Origin of the sequence: Mycobacterium sp. SM3041 (assembly GCF_039668335.1) — a bacterium.
Taxonomy (GTDB): Bacteria; Actinomycetota; Actinomycetes; order Mycobacteriales; family Mycobacteriaceae; genus Mycobacterium.
This window is the reverse complement of record NZ_JAYXBQ010000047.1, coordinates 65,579-85,135: the sequence shown is the minus strand read 5'-3', so window position 1 is coordinate 85,135 and position 19,557 is coordinate 65,579. Positions and strand designations below refer to the sequence as shown.

Annotated in this window: 9 protein-coding genes, 1 tRNA gene and 1 other RNA gene (1 of these 11 running past the window's edge); 8 read left to right on the top strand and 3 right to left on the bottom strand. The window is 69.4% G+C overall.

All coding sequences use genetic code 11. The annotated features are described in order from the left end of the window. Positions 1-22: 22 nt before the first annotated feature. Positions 23-108 (bottom strand) — tRNA-Ser (locus VXD91_RS15825). A gap of 68 nt (positions 109-176) precedes the next feature. Between VXD91_RS15825 and ffs the strand changes: the two genes are divergently transcribed. From ffs to VXD91_RS15810, 3 genes are all read left to right on the top strand, one after another. After that, positions 177-273: signal recognition particle sRNA small type (gene ffs, locus VXD91_RS15820), an RNA gene on the top strand. A gap of 28 nt (positions 274-301) precedes the next feature. Beyond that, the gene (locus VXD91_RS15815; protein ID WP_346415856.1) at positions 302-1,585 is read left to right on the top strand and encodes an aminotransferase class I/II-fold pyridoxal phosphate-dependent enzyme; all 1,284 of its coding nucleotides are present in this window, start codon (positions 302-304) and stop codon (positions 1,583-1,585) included. Between the two features lie 298 nt (positions 1,586-1,883). After that, on the top strand, positions 1,884-3,887 hold the full coding sequence (locus VXD91_RS15810) for a DNA polymerase III subunits gamma/tau (protein ID WP_346415855.1): 2,004 nt from the start codon (positions 1,884-1,886) through the stop codon (positions 3,885-3,887). Here the strand turns inward: VXD91_RS15810 and VXD91_RS15805 are convergent, their stop codons facing one another. Both VXD91_RS15805 and VXD91_RS15800 read right to left on the bottom strand, forming a co-directional pair. Continuing rightward, the gene (locus VXD91_RS15805) at positions 3,888-5,192 is read right to left on the bottom strand and encodes a class I SAM-dependent methyltransferase (RefSeq protein ID WP_346415854.1); all 1,305 of its coding nucleotides are present in this window, start codon (positions 5,190-5,192) and stop codon (positions 3,888-3,890) included. Continuing rightward, positions 5,189-6,580, bottom strand: coding sequence for an FAD-binding oxidoreductase (locus VXD91_RS15800; RefSeq protein ID WP_346415853.1), 1,392 nt, complete (start codon positions 6,578-6,580; stop codon positions 5,189-5,191). The genes VXD91_RS15805 and VXD91_RS15800 overlap by 4 nt, the downstream gene beginning before the upstream one ends. A gap of 71 nt (positions 6,581-6,651) precedes the next feature. Between VXD91_RS15800 and VXD91_RS15795 the strand changes: the two genes are divergently transcribed. From VXD91_RS15795 to VXD91_RS15775, 5 genes are all read left to right on the top strand, one after another. Further along, complete coding sequence (locus tag VXD91_RS15795) at positions 6,652-7,089, top strand: SRPBCC family protein (protein WP_346415852.1); 438 nt, start codon at positions 6,652-6,654, stop codon at positions 7,087-7,089. A gap of 107 nt (positions 7,090-7,196) precedes the next feature. Next, on the top strand, positions 7,197-7,529 hold the full coding sequence (locus VXD91_RS15790; RefSeq protein ID WP_029105129.1) for a YbaB/EbfC family nucleoid-associated protein: 333 nt from the start codon (positions 7,197-7,199) through the stop codon (positions 7,527-7,529). A gap of 1 nt (position 7,530) precedes the next feature. After that, positions 7,531-8,142 (top strand): recombination mediator RecR, encoded by a 612-nt coding sequence (gene recR, locus VXD91_RS15785; RefSeq protein ID WP_029105128.1) that lies wholly within the window; start codon positions 7,531-7,533, stop codon positions 8,140-8,142. 430 nt (positions 8,143-8,572) lie between these two features. Continuing rightward, positions 8,573-8,797 (top strand): MbtH family protein, encoded by a 225-nt coding sequence (locus VXD91_RS15780; protein ID WP_318983915.1) that lies wholly within the window; start codon positions 8,573-8,575, stop codon positions 8,795-8,797. Between the two features lie 43 nt (positions 8,798-8,840). After that, on the top strand, positions 8,841-19,557 hold the beginning of the coding sequence (locus tag VXD91_RS15775) for a non-ribosomal peptide synthase/polyketide synthase (protein WP_346415851.1). It continues 20,219 nt past the right edge of the window; 10,717 of the gene's 30,936 nt are visible here — the first part of the coding sequence; it begins with the start codon at positions 8,841-8,843; the stop codon falls past the right edge of the window.

Below are 19,557 nucleotides of genomic sequence, written 5' to 3'. Positions count from 1 at the left end.
TGGTCGCACCCCGGACCGAGTGCGGAGGATAGGGGATTTGAACCCCTGAGGGCTGTTAACCCAACCCGCGTTCCAGGCGAGCGCCATAGGCCACTAGGCGAATCCTCCGTCGACAAGGGTACCCGACCCGGATCCGACGCCCTACTCGTGTGCCACTGGGTGGGTACTACACTCGTGGCCGGACCCCGCGCGGCGTCCATCCTGTGAACTCCCCCAGGGCCGGAAGGCAGCAAGGGTCAACGGGCTCTGGCGGGTGCGCGGGGTCCCCTATGTTTTCGCGATCTGATGCGAGAGGCGCGCCGTGTCGTTTCTGTCCCTCGGCCGTGACGAATTGCAGGCCCAGCACGATCTGCAACAGCGCAATTACGCCGAACTGCAGGCCCGCAACCTGGCCCTCGACCTGACTCGCGGCAAGCCGTCGGCAGAACAGCTCGACCTGTCGAACGCCATGCTGAGCCTGCCGGGAGACACCCCCGGTTCCTACCTGGACGGCAACGGCACCGATACCCGCAACTACGGCGGTCTGCACGGCCTGCCCGAGCTGCGGGCCATCTTCGGTGAACTGCTCGGCCTGCCCGTGCAGAACCTGATCGCCGGCAACAACGCCAGCCTCGAGTTGATGCACGACGTCATCGTGTTCTCGCTGCTGCACGGCGGCGTCGATTCGCCGCGCCCCTGGGTGCAAGAACCCGCCCTGAAGTTCCTGTGTCCGTCGCCCGGCTACGACCGGCACTTCGCGATCACCGAGAGCTTCGGCATCGAGATGATCCCGGTCCCGATGCTCGAGGACGGCCCCGACGTGGACCTCATCGAGGAGCTGGTCGCCGCCGACCCGGCGATCAAGGGCATGTGGTGCGTGCCGGTCTTCGGGAACCCGACCGGCGTCACCTACTCGTGGGAGGCCACTCGCCGGCTGGTGCAGATGCAGACGGCGGCACCGGACTTCCGGCTGTTCTGGGACAACGCCTACGCCGTGCACACGCTGACGCACGAGTCGGTCCAGAACGTCGACGTCGTCGGCCTGGCCGCCACCGCGGGCAACCCGAACCGGCCGTACGTCTTCGCCTCGACGTCCAAGATCACCTTCGCCGGCGCCGGCGTCAGCTTCTTCGGCGGCTCGCTGGGCAACATCGCCTGGTACCTGCAGCACGCCGAGAAGAAGACCATCGGCCCGGACAAGGTCAACCAGCTGCGGCACGTCCGGTTCTTCGGTGACGCCGACGGCGTGCGGCTGCACATGCAGCGGCACCAGGCGCTGATGGCGCCCAAGTTCGCGGCGGTCGCGGAGATTCTCGACGACCGGCTCAGTGCGTCGAAGATCGCGTCGTGGACCGACCCCAAGGGCGGCTACTTCGTCAGCCTCGACGTGTGGCCGGGCACCGCGAAGCGGACCGTGGCGCTGGCCAAGGACGCCGGCATCGCGGTGACGGCGGCAGGCGCGTCGTTCCCGTACAAGAAGGACCCGGACGACAAGAACATCCGGATCGCGCCTTCGTTCCCGCCGCTGCCGGACCTGCGCCTCGCCATCGACGGCCTGGCGACGTGCGCGCTGCTGGCCGCGACCGAGGCGCTGCTGAAGGGCTGAGGTCCTGCCGCGCGCTGTATGCGTTGACCCTGTACCCAGGGCGCATTCGTGCGAGAGCGGTGCGCCGTGGCGTCAGGATCAACGGGTGTCACTGCCGTCCCCACGCTGACTCTGTACTGAGGGCGCAGTTGTGCGAGTAGCGGGGTGCGTAGATGCAGGGTCAATCGAGTCGTGGTGGTCGCGTTCGCCGAGCCTGACTGCACGGCGATTTGCGGCCTGATTTTCCGCCACCACGTCAGCTTCGTGGAATGGCGAATCCACCAGAGCACGAGTCGGACCCGCTCGGTAGCCTTCTCCCGTGGCTCTTTACCGCAAGTACCGACCGGCAAGTTTCGCTGAGGTAGTCGGGCAGGAGCATGTCACCGAGCCGCTGTGCAACGCGCTGGAATCGGGCCGCATCAACCACGCCTACCTGTTCTCCGGGCCACGCGGCTGCGGCAAGACGTCGTCGGCACGCATCCTGGCCCGCTCGCTGAACTGCGAGCAGGGGCCGACGGCCAATCCGTGCGGCGAATGCCATTCGTGCGTGGCGCTGGCGCCCAACGGGCCGGGCAACATCGACGTCGTCGAACTCGACGCCGCCAGCCACGGTGGTGTCGACGACACCCGCGAACTCCGTGACCGGGCGTTCTACGCGCCGGCGCAGTCGCGGTACCGCATCTTCATCATCGACGAAGCCCACATGGTGACCAATGCCGGTTTCAACGCGCTGCTCAAGATCGTCGAGGAGCCGCCGGAGCACCTGATCTTCGTGTTCGCCACCACGGAGCCGGAGAAGGTGCTGCCGACCATCCGGTCGCGTACCCATCACTACCCGTTCCGGCTGCTGCCGCCGAAGACCATGCGCGGCCTGCTCGAGAAGATTTGCGCGCAAGAAGACGTGCAGGTCGACGATGCGGTGTATCCGTTGGTCATCCGGGCCGGTGGCGGCTCGCCGCGTGACACGTTGTCGGTGCTCGACCAGCTGCTGGCCGGGGCCGAGCAGAACCGCGTCGTGTACCAGCGGGCGCTGTCGCTGCTGGGCGCCACCGACCTCGCGCTGATCGACCGCGCCGTCGACGCGCTGGCCGCCGGCGACGGCGCGGCGCTCTTCGGGGCCGTGGAGTCGGTGATCGACGCCGGGCACGACCCACGCCGGTTCGGCACCGACCTGCTGGAGCGCTTCCGGGATCTGATTGTCCTGCAGGTGGTTCCGGACGCCGCGGCCCGCGGTGTGGTCGACGCGCCGGACGACGTCATGGAGCGCATGCGGGACCAGGCCGCGCAGATCGGCACCGCGACGCTGACGCGGTACGCCGAGGTGATGCACGCCGGGCTCGGGGAGATGCGCGGCGCGACGGCACCGCGGCTGCTGCTCGAAGTGGTGTGCGCCCGGCTGCTGCTGCCGTCGGCCAGTGACACCGAAGCCGCGCTGCTGCAACGCATCGAGCGCATCGAGACCCGGATGAACGTGTCGATCCCGGCTTCTGAGGGCGGGGCCGTTGCTGCCCCGCGTCCCGCCCCGGCTCCGGCCCCGGCCCCGGCACCGGCCGCCGAGTCGTTCGCGGAGGCCCCGAGCGCCCCGAGCGCTCCGCCGGCTCCGTCGGGTTCGGCAGGAAATCGGCAGTTCACGCGGAGAAGTCAAGCCCCGCAATCGGTTTCGGCACCCGAACCGGAGCCGACGCCGCCACCCGCACCTCCGGCGCCGCGGCCCGAGCCGCGTCCGGCGCCCGAACCGGCGCCGGTTCAACGTGAAACATCACCTGAACCCGTCGCCCCGCCGGCTGCCGCACCCGCAGTGGCGGCGCCCGTGCAGCCGGCCGCCGCGACACCCGGCGAGCCCGATGCCGCCGCCGTGCGCGCCATGTGGACGACGGTGCGCGAGAAGGTCCGCATGCGCAGCCGCTCGCTGGAAGCCATGCTCATGGAGGCGACGGTCCGCGGTATCGAGGCGGACACCCTGGTGTTGGCGCACCCGGCCCCGCCGCTGGCGAGGCGCCTCAGCGAGCAGCACAACGCCGACGTCATCCGCGAGGCGCTCAAGGATGCGCTCGGGGTGAACTGGCGGGTGCGGTGCGACGCCGGTGCGGCACCTGCGGGTGCGGCCGGGGGCCCGTCGGCCGGTTCCGCGCCCGCGGCGGCAGCCCCGAGACCGGCGGCCCCGACCCCTGAGCAGCAGGCCGCCGTGGAGCGGGCCGAAGAAGAGGACATGCTGGCCGACGCCGCCAACGACCGCGGCACGGACGTGCCCCGCCGCGACCCCGAAGAGGTGGCGCTGGAACTGCTCAAGAGCGAGTTGGGCGCCCGCCCCATCGGGGAGTGATCAGGGCGTCCACCAGGGCCGCAGCGGCAGCCCGCCGTTGGCCCCGTGCTCGTCGAGTTTGACGGCCAGAACCTGGTGCAGCTGAACGACATTGGTCTCGAATCCCACGCGGGAACCGGCCATGTACATGCCCCAGACCTTGGCCGTGGCCAGGCCGACCTCGGCGACCGCTTCGTCCCAGTTCCGCACCAGGTTGGCGCACCAGTCGCGCAGCGTCAGGGCGTAGTGCGGGCGCAGGTTCTCCTCGTGCAGCACCTCCAGCCCGACATCCTGGGCGGTGGCGATGATCCGCCCCGAGCCGGTCAGCTCTCCGTCGGGGAAGACGTAGCGGTCGATGAACCCGCCGATGTTCCCGGCGCGGTTGTGCGGCCGGGTGATGCAGTGGTTGAGCAGCAGTCCGCCGGGGCGCAGCCGGTCGCGTAGGAACCGGAAGTAGGCCGGGTAGTTGGCGACACCGATGTGCTCGGTCAGACCGATCGAGGACACCGCGTCGAAATTTCCTTCCCGCACATCGCGGTAGTCGCCGTGCACGACGCGGGCGAGGTCGGCCAGGCCTTCGTCGGCGATGGCGCGCTGCGCCCAGCCGGCCTGCTCCGCCGACAGCGTGACACCGGTGGCCTGCACACCGTGCCGGGCGGCGTACCGGACCATGCCGCCCCACCCGCAGCCGACGTCGAGCAGCCGGTCGCCGGGCTGCAGGCGCAGCTTGTCGAACACCAGCCGGTACTTGTTCTCCTGGGCTTCCTCGAGCGTGGCGTCGGGCCGCGGGTAGCAGGCGCAGGTGTACGTCATCGACGGCCCGAGCACCCGTTCGTAGAACGCGTTGGAGACGTCGTAGTGGTGATGGATGGCCTCGGCATCCCGGATTCGGCTGTGCCGCAGTCCTTCTGCCATCCGGCGCCATCTCGGCAGCGCCTCCTGCGGGGGCGGGGCGATCGGCAGCAGGTGTTCGAATCCGATGGACCGCACGATGTTCGCCAGCACCCGGATCGGCGGACGCTTGAATTCCACCTTGTCGGCCAGCGCCTTGAGCAGTTCGTAGGGGTCGCCCGGATGGACGCCGAGCGCAGCGAGATCGCCTGCGACGTAGGCCCGGGCCAGGCCCAGATCGCCGGGTGCGGTCGCCAGATAGGTGGTGCCGCGCGGGGTGAGCAGGCTCAGCCCCAGCTCGGCGTCCTCGGGGCCGGCCGAACTGCCGTCGTACGCCTCGAATTTGAGGGGCAGCCGACCACTCGAGAAGCTCTCCAGGACCTCGGCCAGCGTGAGCTTGCCGTCGGTCGTCCCTCGATCGTCAGTTGTCGTCATTGCCGTTGTACCGCCTTCGCATAGAGACCTAGTAGCCGCGATTCGGGGTCGTAAACGTCTTTGACCTTCTGGTACTCCGCGCCGCCGTAGCGCCGGTCGAATTCCTCACGCGAATAGAACGACTCGGAGTACAGGGACTTGTGGCCGCCGCATTCGTCGACCTTGTCCTCGATCAGGCGGTTCGTCTCACCGGCCACCTGTCCGGCCGGGACCGATGACCAGAACCCGACGTTGACGTAGTTGCGGTGGGGCTGGATGGGATACAGCGGCCAGCGGGTGTCATCGCGTAACCGCAAGGGACACAACCAGATCGGGGTGATGGGCACACGTGCCAGGAACCACTCGAGAAAGTCGACGACGCGCTCGACCGGCACCTCGACGTCCTGCACCACCCGCTCGCGCAACGGCTTTTCCGGGGCCAGGAGGCTGCGGCGCTCGATCCGGTCGGCGATCCGGAAGCGCTGATCGAGGCCGACGAGCTTCCAGTAGACGCTGCTTCGTCGGTACCGGCGGGGCCACAACCGCCGGATGAGTGGGCGTTGCGCGCCGAAGGCCGCCGAACACCAGAACCAGTCGGTGTCCCAGCGCCAGAGATAGTCCTGCGTGGTGAGCCGGTCGTGCCGCTCGCCGGAGTCGTGCTGGATGGAGCGGTAGAAGATGCGCTGACCGGTGTAGTCGCTCACCGGGCCGTCGGTCCCGGTCTTCATGCCGAGGCACAGGTAGCTTTCGTCGGGCCCGAACACGACGCCGTCGAGGTAGTCCACCGGCACACCGTCGTGGCCGCCGGTGTCGAGGATGCGCTGCAGCTCGTCCACCAGATCGGCCACCCGGTGGAAACGCAGGTGCCGCAGCTTCACGAACGGGCGCACGGGCTCGAGCTCGATGCGCAACCGTACCGAATAGCCCAGCGTCCCATAGGAATTCGGGAAGGCGTAGAACAGGTCGGAGTGGGTGTGCGGTGATGCCCGGATCAGTTCCCCGGCCCCGGTGAGAATGTCGAGTTCCTGCACGGACTCGTGCGGCAGGCCGTTGCGGAACGACGTCGACTCGATGCCCAGCCCGGTGACCGCGCCCCCGAGGGTGATGGTCTTGAGCTGCGGCACGACAAGCGGCGCCAGGCCGAACGGCAGCGTCGCGGCGACCAGCGTCTCGTAGGTGCACATGCCCTGCACGTCCGCGGTGCGATTCTCGGTGTCGACGGCCAGCACGCCGTTCAGCCCCGAGACGTCGAGCCCCTTGGTCTTGGTGCGCGCACGCGCCCGGAACAGGTTCGACGTCGGTTTCGCCAGCCGCACCGTCGCCCCCCGCGGGATGGCGCGATAGCTGTCCAGCAGTCGCTGAACGGCCGCCTCGTGGGCGGCCGTCGCATCGCTCGTGACAGCAGTCACACATATACGCTAGACCGAGATCGCGGTCCTCGCGACCGCAAGGGAAGCCGTATGAACAGGAGTTTTACCTGATGGGACAGGTCAGTGCGTCCAGCACCGTGTTGATTCTCGCCGAACCGGAGAAGGTGCTGGCAGCAGTCGCCGACTACCAGACGGTGCGCCCGAAGATCCTCTCGTCGAACTACAGCGGCTACCAGGTGCTCGAAGGCGGACAGGGCGCCGGCACCCTCGCCACCTGGAAGCTGCAGGCCACCAAGAAGCGCTCGCGTGAGGTCAAGGCCACCGTCGACGTCGCAGGCAAGAGCGTCATCGAGAAGGACGCCAACTCGTCGATGGTGACCACGTGGACCGTCGCCCCGGCGGGCACCGGCTCGACCGTCACCGTCAAGACGGCGTGGCAGGGTGCCGGCGGTATCGGCGGCTTCTTCGAGAAGACCTTCGCCCCGCTGGGCCTGCGCAAGATCCAGGACGAGGTGCTGGGCAACCTGAAGAAGGTTGTCGAAGGCTAGCTCTTCGGCGCACGGAGATTCTTTTCGCGGCCAGTCGGTCGCCCGGTGATCCGTCGGGCGACTAGGCTGGCGCGCACACCCGATCATCGAAACTCGAGGGGACCGTCATGCAACCCGGTGGCCAGCCCGATATGTCCGCGCTGCTCGCTCAGGCGCAGCAGATGCAGCAGCAGCTCATGGCGGCGCAGGAGTCCCTGGCCACCTCGTCGGTGACCGGTCAGGCCGGTGGCGGTCTGGTCAAGGTCACCATGATGGGCAGTGGTGAGATCACCGCGCTCACCATTGACCCGAAGGTCGTCGATCCCGACGACATCGAGACGCTGCAGGACCTCATCGTGGGTGCCCTGGGCGACGCCTCCGAGCAGGTGACGCTGATGGCGCAGCAGCGCCTCGGCCCGCTGGCCGGCGGCATGCAGGGCATGGGCCTGCCCGGGTTCTGATGTGTTTGAAGGACCCGTACAGGATTTGATCGACGAACTCGGCAAGCTGCCGGGGATCGGGCCGAAGAGTGCCCAGCGCATCGCGTTCCACCTGCTGTCGGTGGAGCCGCCGGACATCGACCGGCTGACCGCGGTGCTGAACCGGGTGCGTGACGGCGTCAAGTTCTGTGCGGTGTGCGGCAATGTGTCCGACGACGATCGGTGCCGCATCTGCAGCGATCCGCGCCGCGACGGCTCCCTGGTGTGTGTCGTCGAGGAGCCCAAGGACGTCCAGGCGGTGGAGCGCACCCGCGAATTCCGCGGGCGCTACCACGTGCTGGGCGGCGCGCTGGATCCGCTGTCCGGCGTCGGGCCGGAACAGCTGCGAATTCGCGAGCTGCTCAACAGGATTGGGCAGCGGGTCGACGGCGTGGACATCGTCGAGGTGATCATCGCGACCGACCCCAACACCGAGGGCGAGGCCACGGCGACGTACCTGGTCCGCATGCTGCGCGACATTCCGGGGCTGACGGTGACGCGCATCGCGTCGGGTCTGCCGATGGGTGGCGACCTCGAGTTCGCCGACGAGCTGACGCTGGGCCGGGCCCTGGCCGGCCGCCGCGCGATGGTCTGACGCGCGGCTCGGCCGCGGTGGTCTGACGCCCGGCTCGGCCGCGGTGGTCTGACGCCCGGCTCGCGGTGGTCTGACGCGCGGCCCGGCAAGCTCACCCGCCCCGGTTCAACTCACTCCCCGCCGAAACCGCATTCGGTCTGGCCCCGTCACCCATTTTCCCTGCCAAATTACCGTTTCCGCAGATTTGGCTAACGAGCTGACGCGGCGCGTGCGGGGCGTGTACTGGGAAGTCCGTACCGGTATCGGCATCCGGCAAAGAATTGCGCCAAAGTTGTTGTTTCCTTGGGGATTTCGCGTCGATCGCGCCGCGGCGGCCCGTTGGCAAACACGTGTGTGGGAACACAGTGTGGGCATGTAGCATTCGCGCACGGGCCAACCGGAGGATCGGAAGCCCCAATTATCTTGAGCGTCAATTCTTTTGGGGAGCACCATGAGCACCAACCCGTTCGATGACGACAATGGCACCTTTTTTGTGTTGGTCAACGACGAGGAGCAGCACAGCCTGTGGCCCACGTTCGCGGACGTTCCCGAGGGTTGGCGAGTGGTGCACGGCGAAGCCGACCGGGCCTCGTGCCTGGAGTACATCGAGCGGGAATGGACCGACATCCGGCCCAAGAGCTTGCGTGACCGACTGTCGGTTGGGCAGCCGCGCTGAGCCTTCGTTAGTTCAGGGGTAGTTCGTCATTTCAGTGTTCGGGATGGATCTCGGCGATTCGTCGTTGCCTGTCACGCGTGGGCAGTTGGACATCTGGCTCGCGCAGGAAACGGGTCAATCGGCCGCGGAGTGGCAACTCGGCATCTTCGTGAAGATTGACGGGCCGGTTGACTTCGATGTCTTCGAGCGGTCGATCCGCCACGTCGTCGGCGAGGCCGAGCCGGTGCGGGCGACGTTCGCCGAGTCCGACGGCCAGGTGCGGCAGCGGTTGCTCGACGTCGCCGATATCGAGGTCGTCCTTCACGACCTGACGAATGCCGACCAGCGGATGGCCGCGGCGCGCGCGACCGCCTCGGCGCTGCAGCGCACCCCCATGCCGCTCGACGGCCCACTGCTGCGCTTCGCCTACTTCCGGGCCGGCGCCGACGAGTCCTACTTCTTCGCGTGCTGCCACCACATCGTCGCCGACGGCATCGGCCTGGCCCTGGTCCTGCAGCGCATCGCCGCAGTCTACTCGGAATCCGTTGCGGGCAAAGCGATTCAGCCGTCCTACTTCAGTTCGCTGCGGGATCTGCTGGAGTCCGAAGAGGCGTACGAAGCCTCCGCGGACTACGCCGAGGACGAGGCGTACTGGCTGGCGAACCTGCCGGCAGAGCCGACGCGCGAGCTGTCGCCCGATGACGCCGCGGCCGCCGAGGACGGCTCGTCGGACCCGATCCAGCTCGCCCCCGCGCTGCTGGCGCAGGTCGAACGACTGTGTGAGGCCTGGGATGTGCGCCGGTCCACGGTGCTCATCGCCGCGTGTGCCCTGGTGCTGCGGGGCCGGGCCGCCGAAGGGCACGAGGTGGTGCTCGACCTGCCGGTGACCCGGCGCGTACTGCAGGTCTCGAAGACGTTGCCCGGCATGGTCGCCGGGGTGGTGCCACTGGTGCTGCAGGTTTCCCCTGACGCCACGGTCGCCGAATTCTGCGCGCATGTGCACAGCCGCACCCGAGAAGCGGTGCGCCATCAGCGATTCCCGGTCCAGGCGCTGGAACGCAAGAGGTACGGGTCGGGCGCCGACCGGATCGTGGTGGACTTTCTGCCGTCGGGGTTCACCGTGCCGCTGGGCGAGGCCACCGCGGCCGCGCAACTGATCTCCGGTCTCGGTCGGGGCTCCGGGCTGGCGTTCTCGGGTACCGGTGACGAGCTGTCCGTCACGACGTTCGGTACCCGGCAGCTCGACGTCGCGGAACTGGCGGACCAGCTGGACCGTGTGCTGACCGCGATGACGGCCGATCCGGCACAACGCCTGTCGGCGTTGCCGGTGCTCGGTGCGCCGGCTGAGGACCGGCTGGCGGAACTCGGCAACTGGGCGACGCTGGCCGCCGAAGCGGCCCCGCCGCTGTCCATCCCGGCGCTGTTCGCCGAACAGGTGGCCCGCGTGCCGGAGGCGGTGGCGCTCAGTGGCGACGGTCGGCCGCTCACCTACCGCGAGCTGGACCGCGCGTCGAACCGGGTGGCGCAACTGCTCGCCGACCGCGGTACGGGCCCGGGGCGCCGCGTCGCGGTGATGCTGCCGCGGTCGTCCGAGGCCATCGTGACGATCCTGGGCGTGCTCAAGTCCGGCGCGGCCTACCTGCCGATCGACCCGGCACTGCCGGACTCGCGAATCGCCTTCATGCTGGTCGACTCCGCACCGTTCGCGGCTGTCACCACGGCGGCCCTGGCCGACCGCTTCGACGGTTTCGACGGCGTCGTCATCGATGTGCGGGAGCCGTTCGACGGGCCCGACGACTGGCCCGCCGCGGCCGGGCCGGAGCCCGACGACATCGCCTACGTCATCTACACCTCGGGCACGACCGGGACACCGAAAGGTGTTGCGATTGCCCATCAGAACCTGACGCAGCTGATCGCCGCGCAGGATGCCGGCCTGCCGTCCGAGCAGGCGTGGTCGCACTGGCATTCGTACGCCTTCGATTTCTCGGTGTGGGAGATCTTCTCCGCGCTGCTGCGCGGTGGCCGCCTGGTGGTGGTACCCGAGTCGGTGTCCGCCGATCCCGCCGAGTTCCATGACTTCCTGATCGCCGAAGAAGTCACCGTTCTCACGCAAACCCCTTCTGCCATCGGCATGTTGGACATGGCGGGCCTGGAGTCGTGCGCGCTGGTGATGGGCGGCGAGGCGTGCCCGGCCGAGGTGGTCGAGCAATGGGCACCGGGCCGCACGATGGTCAACGGCTACGGCCCGACCGAGACGACGATCTATGCGGCGATCAGTGCACCGCTGGCGGCAGGTGGCGGCGCGGCACCCATCGGTGCGCCGCCGAGTGGCACGGCACTGTTCGTGCTGGACGGCTGGATGCGGCCGGTGCAGCCCGGCGTCGTCGGCGAACTGTATGTCGCCGGTGCCGGTGTGGGCGTCGGCTATCTGCACCGGACCGCATTGACCGGATCACGTTTCGTGCCATGCCCGTTCGGCAAGCCGGGCGAGCGGATGTACCGCACCGGAGACCTGGTGTACTGGGGCGACGACGGCCAGCTGCGGTACGTGGGACGCGCCGACGCTCAGGTCAAGGTCCGCGGCTACCGCATCGAATTGGGCGAAGTCCAAACAGCTTTGGCCGCACTCGACGGCGTCGTGCAGGCAGCGGTGATCGTCCGGGAGGACCGCCCCGGCGACAAGCGCCTCGTCGGCTACGTCACCGGCGCCGTCGACCCGGTCGAGGTGCGGGCCGCCCTCGCCGAGCGCCTGTCGGCGTACCTCGTTCCCGCCGCGGTGGTGGCGCTGGCCGAACTGCCGCTCACCACGAGCGGCAAGCTCGATACCCGCGCCCTGCCAGCCCCGGAGTACACGGGCGACGACTACCGCGCGCCGGACAGCCCTGTCGAAGAGATCCTGGCCGCCATCTATGCGGAGACCCTCGGGCTGGAGCCGGCGGCCGTCAGCGTCGACGACTCGTTCTTCGAGCTGGGCGGCGACAGCATCCTCGCGATGCAGGTGGCGGCGCGCGCCCGCGCCGCCGGCCTGGCGTGCCGCCCGCGTGACGTGTTCGTCGAGCAGACGGTGGCGCGCCTGGCGCAGACGGTGACCGTGACCGACGATGTGGACGACGTCGTCGACGAGGGCATCGGACCGGTGCCGGCCACGCCCATCATCCGGTGGTTCTCGAGTCTGGACGCGCCGGCCGGTGCCGGCGAGTTCAACCAGACCCTCGTGTTGCAGGCGCCGCCCGGCGCCACCGGCGCCGACGCGGTGATGTTGTTGCAGGCCTTGATGAACCGGCACGCCATGCTGCGGCTGCGGGTCGGCGCCGACGGGGCCCTGTCGGTACCCGAAGCCGCATCCGTCGACGCCCGCGACTGCATCGTGGAGGTCGACGAGCTGTCAGAGGCCGCCGTGGCGGCGGCGCGGCGGCGGCTGGACCCGAGCGCCGCGGTGGTGGTCAGCGCCGTGTGGGTCGCCCCCAGCCGGCAGCTGGTCCTGATCATCCATCACCTCGCGGTTGACGGCGTGTCATGGCGAATTCTGTTGGAAGACCTGAACATTGCGTGGGCGCAGCATCGCGGCGGCCAGCCGGTGGAGCTGACGACGACGGGCACCTCGTTCCAGCGGTGGGCCACGCTGCTCACCGAGTACGCGCACGATCCACAGGTGCGGGCGCAGGCGGCGGCCTGGCAACAGGTGGCGGCGGTACCGGCGGCGCTGCCGGCCGCGGACCCCGCCGTGGACACCTACGTCACCGCGGGCCGGCTGTCCGCGACGCTCGACGCCGAGCACACCCGGGCACTCCTCGGCGAGGTACCGGCGGCATTTCACGCCGGCGTGCAGGACATCCTGCTCATCGGGTTCGCCCTTGCGGTCACGGAATTCCTGGGCACCGGCGGCACTCCCGTCGGTATCGACGTCGAGAGCCACGGGCGCGACGAAGACATCGCCGACGGCGTGGATCTCTCGCGCACCGTCGGCTGGTTCACCGCCAAATACCCGGTGTCACTGGCGCTGGGGGAGCTGTCCTGGTCGCAGATCGCCTCGGGCGATGAGGCGCTCGGCGCCGCCGTCAAGGCGGCCAAGGAACAGTTGCGCGCGCAGCCCGCGGGCCTGACCTACGGCCTGCTGCGGTACCTGAACGACGATGTCGATCTCGACGGCGCGGAGCCGAGCCTCGGGTTCAACTATCTCGGCCGCCTGGGCTTTCCGCAGATCGCCGGCGTCGAGGAGCTGTGGCGGCTGGGCCGCGAAGAGCTGTCCCCGGCCGGCGCCGCAGCCCCGCTACCGCTGTTCCACACCGTGGAACTCAACGCCGGCACCGTCGACACCGACGCCGGACCGCAACTGCAGGCCGACTGGACCTGGGCGACCTCGGTTCTCGACGACGCCCAGCTGAACCGGTTGAGCCGGTTGTGGTTCGAGGCGCTGGCCGGCATCTGCGCACACGTCCGGGCGGGTGGCGGCGGATTGACGCCGTCGGACATCGCGCCGGCGCACCTGGGGCAGCAGCAGATCGACCAGCTGCAGCAGCAATACCGGGTCGCCGACATCCTGCCGCTGACGCCGTTGCAGCAGGGTCTGCTGTTCCACAGCAGCACCGCGCACGAGCGGGCCGACGTCGCGGCCGAGATGTACTCGGTGCAGCTGGACTTCACACTGACCGGCGCGCTGGACCCGCAGCGGCTCCGCGACGCCGTGCAACGCACCGTCAACCGGCATCCCCACCTGGCGGCCACCTTCTGCCAGCAGTTCGACGATCCGGTGCAGGTGATCCTGGCCGAGCCCGAAATCGCCTGGCGATTCGTCGATTTCGGCGCGACGGGCGTGCTCGACGAAGACGAGATTCAGCGGCTGTGCGCCGCCGAACGTATCGCGGTCGGCGACCTCGCCGGTGAGCCGCCGTTCCGGGCGCTGCTGATCCGCATCGCTCCGGACCGGCACCGGTTCGTGCTGACCAATCACCACATCGTGCTCGACGGCTGGTCGCTGCCGATCCTGTTGCGGGAAATCTTCGCCGGTTACGCCGGGCACCGGTTGCCGCCCGCGGCGTCGTACCGGAAGTTCATCACCTGGCTCGCCGACCGCGATCTCGATGCGGCGCGCGCGGCGTGGGGTGCGGTGCTCGCGGGCTTCGAGACACCGACGCTGGTGGGCCCGCAGGACCGGCTTCAGGACCGCCTGGGTCGCGGCCAGCGCGGCTTTGCGTCGTTCCAGGTTCCGGCGGAGACCACGCGCGCCCTCGGCGAGCTGGCGCGCTCCTGCCAGACCACCGTCAGCACCGTGCTGCAAGGTGCGTGGGCCGTGCTGCTGACGTCCTTGACCGGCAAGCACGACGTGGCGTTCGGAACCGCGCGGTCGCGGCTCGGCCAGCTCGATGTGGGCGACACCGAATCGATGGTGGGCCTGCTGATCAACACTGTGCCGGTGCGCGCCAACCTAACCGCGGGCACCACCGTCACCGGCCTGCTCGACCAGCTGCAGACCGCGCACAACGACACCCTCGACCACCAGCACCTGGCGCTGGGCGAGATTCACCGCGTCGCCGGCCACGACCAGCTGTTCGACACGCTGTTCGTGTACGAGAACTACCCGGTCGAGGCCGGCATGTCTGTCGGGGTCGACGACCTCGCCATCGCCGAGTTCGCGAACCGCGAGTTCAACCACTACCCGCTGACCGTCGAGGCGTTCCCGGGCGATGAACTCGGGCTGCACATCGAATACGACACCGAGGTGTTCAGCGCCGCCGGTATCGATGCGCTGATCGGCAGGCTCAGCCGGCTGCTGGTGGCGATGACCGCGGACCCGGCGCGAAAGCTGTTGTCCATCAACCTCCTCGACGCGGCCGAGCAGGACGAGTTGCGGCGCTGGTCGGGTGCCGGCGTACGGGCACCGATCGGCCTCGGGCCCGAGCTCCTGGCCGCGGCCGTCGCGGCCGATCCGGATGCAGTCGCCGTCATCGACGGAGCCCACAGTCTGACGTATCGCGAGCTCGACGAAGCCTCGAATCGATTGGCGCGCCTGCTGATCGCGGGCGGCGTCGGTCCCGAACGCGCCGTGGGTGTCGCGATGGACCGGTGCGCCGAACTGGTGGTGGCATGGTGGGCGGTGCTCAAGGCCGGCGGCGTGTACGTGCCGGTGGACCGCACCCATCCCGTCGAACGCATTGCCACGGTGCTGGATTCGGTTGCCGCCACGTGCGTACTCACCCGGGACACCGACCAGATCGGTGGCGCGGGATCACGTCCGGTACTCCGGGCGGATACCGACTTGTCGGACCACAGCGCCGAACCGGTCACCGACGCCGAGCGCTCGGCGCCGCTGACGGTCGACAACACCGCCTACGTCATCTTCACGTCGGGCTCGACGGGCGAGCCCAAGGGCGTCGCGGTCAGCCATGCCGGTCTGCTGGGTGCCGCTGCGGCACAACACGACTCGTACCGCCTGACGGCCGACGCGCGCGTGCTGATGGTCGCCGCCCCGACCTTCGACGCGTCGCTGTTCGAGATGCTGATGGCGACCGGCGCGGCCGCCGCGTTGGTGGTGGCGCCGCGGGACGTGTACGCCGGTGAGGCGCTCGTCGACCTGATGCAACAACACCGGGTCAGCGCGACGCTGCTGACCCCGACGGTGGTGGCATCGCTGGATCGGGCGCGGCTCGACGGACTGACCACACTGATCACCGGCGGTGAGGCCTGCCCCGAAGAACTGGTGCAGGCGTGGGCACCCGGGCGCCGCATGTTCAACGCGTACGGACCCAGCGAATCCACCATCTGGGCCACCGGCACGCCGCTGACGCCGGGGCGGCCGGTGAACATCGGGACGCCCATCGCGGGTACCCGGACCCTGGTGCTCGACGCGCAGCTCAACCCCGTACCGCCGGGCGTGACGGGTGAGCTGTACCTGGCCGGCCCCGCCGTCGCGCTCGGCTATGTGGGCCGTCCGACGCTGACCGCCGAGCGGTTCGTCGCCAATCCGCATGGCCGTCAAGATGATTCCGGCAGCCGGATGTACCGGACCGGCGACCTGGCGCGCTGGAACGCCGACGGCACGCTGGACTACCTGGGCCGGGCCGACACCCAGATCAAGCTGCGCGGCCAGCGCATCGAACTCGGTGAGATCGAGAGCGCGCTGCTGGCCTGCCCGCAGGTCAGCCAGGCGGCCGCCACCGTGCACCACGGCACCGGCGGCGCCCAACTCGTCGGCTACATCACGTTCGAACATGCCACCGACGGCACCCGCGACACCGAACACGACGCGGAGATCGTCGGGGAGTGGCAGGACATCTACGACGAGCTTTACGCCGCCGACGACGCGGAAGGTGAAGCGCCCGAGTTCGGTTCGGACTTCCGGGGCTGGAACAGCAGCTACACCGGCGAGCCGATTCCGCTGGCCGAGATGGAGCAGTGGCGGGCCGCCACGATCGACCGGATCATGGAGCTGCGGCCGCGGCGCGTCCTCGAGATCGGTGCCGGTTCCGGCCTGATCCTGTCCCAGATCGCACCGCACTGCGAGCAGTACGTCGCGACCGACGTGTCATCGGCGGCGGTGGACAAGCTGGCGCGGTCGTTGCGCGAGTTGGACATTCCGTGGCGTGACCGCGTCGAGTTCATGGCACGACCGGCGCACGTCACCGATGGGCTGCCCCGCGGCCATTTCGACACCATCATCGTGAACTCGGTGGTCCAGTACTTCCCCAATGCGGCATACCTGACCGAGGTCATCGACAAGGCCGTCGAGCTGCTGGCGCCCGGCGGCACCCTGTTCCTCGGCGACATCCGTAATCACAGTCTGCAGCACACTTTCCAGACCGCCATCGTGCTGGCCCGCAGCGAGAACGCCGGCACCGATGCCGCCGTGCTCCGGCAGCGTGTCGAGCATGCCGTGCTCGGTGAGGCCGAGCTGCTCCTGGCGCCCGAGTACTTCACGACCTGGGCCGCGCGGCGGGAATCCGCTGTCGGACTGGCCATTCGGATCAAGCGCGGTACCGCGGACAACGAACTCAACCGCTACCGGTACGACGTCACCATCCACAAGGCGCCCGCGTCCGGCCGGTCGGTGGCCGACATCCCGACCTGGACGTGGGACGACTGCGCCGACCTGGCCGGCCTGCAGCACCGGCTGGCCGACCTGCGGCCCGAGGCCATCCGCATCACCGACATCCCCCGCGCGGGCGTGCGCATCGACGTCCGGCTGGAACAGGAGCTCGCTGGGATCCCCGCGGACACCGAAATCCCCGAGGCCACAACGGAAGAACTGCACCGCGTCGGCGAACAGGCGGGATATCAGGTCGCCGTCACCTGGGGTGCCGCACCGGGCAGCGTCGACGCCGTCTTCGTCAGTCCGGGTGACAGCCCGCTGACCGACCTGTACCGGCCGCTCGCGCACACCGGCGTGCACGCCAACGAACCGCACAGCAGCACGAAGATCGGCGCCGTCCGGAACCGCCTGAGCGCGTGGCTGCCCGATTACATGGTGCCGCAGCACATCGTGGTGCTCGACGAGATGCCGTTGACCACATCGGGCAAGCTCGACCGCAAGGCGCTGCCGGCGCCCGAGTACACCGACACCGACGGCTACCGGGCCCCGGCCGGTGTGGTGGAAGAGATCCTCGCGGACATCTACGCCCAGGTGCTGGGTGTGCAGCGCGTCGGGGTGGACGATTCGTTCTTCGACCTGGGCGGCGACTCGCTGTCCGCGATGCGGCTGATCGGCGCGGTCAATTCGAGCCTGGCCGTGGACCTTTCGGTGCGCGCCCTGTTCGAGGCACCCACCGTGGCGCAGCTGGCCCCGCGCATCGGTGGCGACGCCACGCGCCTGGCTCCGCTGGAAGCCGGCGACCGGCCCGAGGTACTTCCGCTGTCGTTCGCGCAGAACCGCTTGTGGTTCTTCGACCAGTTGCAGGGACCGTCGGCCATCTACAACCTGGCCGTGGCGCTGCGGCTGCGCGGCCGCCTCGACACCGACGCACTCGGCCGCGCGTTGGCCGACGTGGTGGCCCGCCATGAAAGCCTGCGGACGTTGTTCGTGGCGCCGGAGGGCGCACCCCAGCAGGTGATCATCCCCGCGGACCAGGCCGACATCGGGTGGGAGACCATCGACGCCGGCGGCTGGCCGGCACATCGGGTCGACGACGCGGTGGGCGCGGCAGCCCGGCACACCTTCGACCTGTCGGCGCAGATCCCGTTCCACGCCAAGCTCTTCCGCATCACCGACGACAATCACATCCTGGTCGTCGTGGTGCACCACATCGCGGCCGACGGCTCGTCGGTCACGCCGCTGGTGCGCGATCTCGGACTGGCCTATGCCAGCCGGTGCGCGGGACGGTCTCCCGACTGGTCGCCGCTGCCGGTGCAGTACGTCGACTACACGCTGTGGCAGCGTGCACAATTCGGCGAACTCGACGATGCCGACGGTCCCATCGCCGCCCAGCTCGACTTCTGGCAGGACACCCTGGCCGGCCTGCCGGAGCGTCTCGACCTGCCCACCGACCGCCCCTATCCGCCGACGGCCGACCACCACGGCGCCCGGGTCACCGTGCAGTGGCCGGTAGCGCTGCAGCAGCAGATCCGCCGCGTCGCCCGGGAGCACAACGCGACCAGCTTCATGGTGATCCAGGCGGCCTTCGCGGCACTGCTGGCACGCATCAGCTCGACTTCCGATGTGGCGGTGGGCTTTCCGATCGCGGGCCGGCGTGACGCCGCACTCGATGATCTGGTCGGCTTCTTCGTCAACACCCTGGTGCTGCGCGTCGACCTGGGCGAGTTCCCGGGCGGCGACCCCACGTTCGTCGACCTCCTCGCGCAGGTCCGCCGACGGAGCCTGGCGGCGTACGAGCACCAGGACGTGCCGTTCGAGATGCTCGTCGAGCGGCTGAATCCCACCCGCAGCCTCACCCATCACCCGGTGGTCCAGGTGCTGCTGGGCTGGCAGAACTTCTCCTGGCAGGCCGGCGATGCGGCCGGGCTGGCCCTCGGCGACCTGCAGGTGACGCCGCTGACGGTCGATACCCAGACCGCCCGGATGGATCTGGCGTTCTCCCTGGGCGAGCGCTGGGACGGTGACGGCGAACCCGACGGGCTCGACGTGATGGTGGAGTTCCGCACGGACATCTTCGACGCGGAGAGCATCCAGGCGCTGGTCGGCCGATTCGAGCGAATGGTGTCGGCGTTCAGCGCCGATCCGGAGCAGCGGCTGTCGTCGGTGAACCTCCTCGACGACGTCGAGCAGGCCCGGCTGGACCGCTGGGGCAACCGCGCCGTGCTGGGTCAGCCGGCAGTGGTGACGACGGTGCCCGAGGTGTTCGCCGCCCAGGCCGCCCGCACCCCCGATGCGGTCGCGGTGGTGTGTGGCGACCGGTCCCTGACCTACCGGGAACTCGACGCGGCGTCGAACCGGCTGGCGAACCTGCTGACCGCGCAGGGCGCCGGGCCGGGACAGATTGTCGCCCTGCTGTTCCCGCGCTCGGCCGAAGCGATCGTGGCGATCCTCGCGGTGCAGAAGTCCGGCGCGGCATACCTGCCGTTCGACCCGGCGCTGCCGGCATCGCGCATCGAGTTCATGCTCGGTGATGCCGCACCGATCGCGGTTGTCACCACCGCCGAGCTCGCCGACCGATTCGACGGATTCGGCGTCACGGTGATCGACGTGGCCGATCCGCGGGTGGCGACGCAGCGCAGCACCCCGCCGCAGGGCCCCGCGCCCGACGACGTGGCTCACCTGATCTACACCTCGGGCACCACCGGGACGCCCAAAGGCGTTGCGGTCACGCAATACAACGTCGTCCAGTTGTTCC

What these genes read in the sequence shown, in the direction of transcription:
- VXD91_RS15805 (WP_346415854.1), bottom strand. Translation starts at nt 5,192, where the DNA reads ATGACGACAACTGACGATCGAGGGACGACCGACGGCAAGCTCACGCTG.
- VXD91_RS15795 (WP_346415852.1), top strand. Translation starts at nt 6,652, where the DNA reads ATGGGACAGGTCAGTGCGTCCAGCACCGTGTTGATTCTCGCCGAACCG.
- VXD91_RS15790 (WP_029105129.1), top strand. Translation starts at nt 7,197, where the DNA reads ATGCAACCCGGTGGCCAGCCCGATATGTCCGCGCTGCTCGCTCAGGCG.
- VXD91_RS15780 (WP_318983915.1), top strand. Translation starts at nt 8,573, where the DNA reads ATGAGCACCAACCCGTTCGATGACGACAATGGCACCTTTTTTGTGTTG.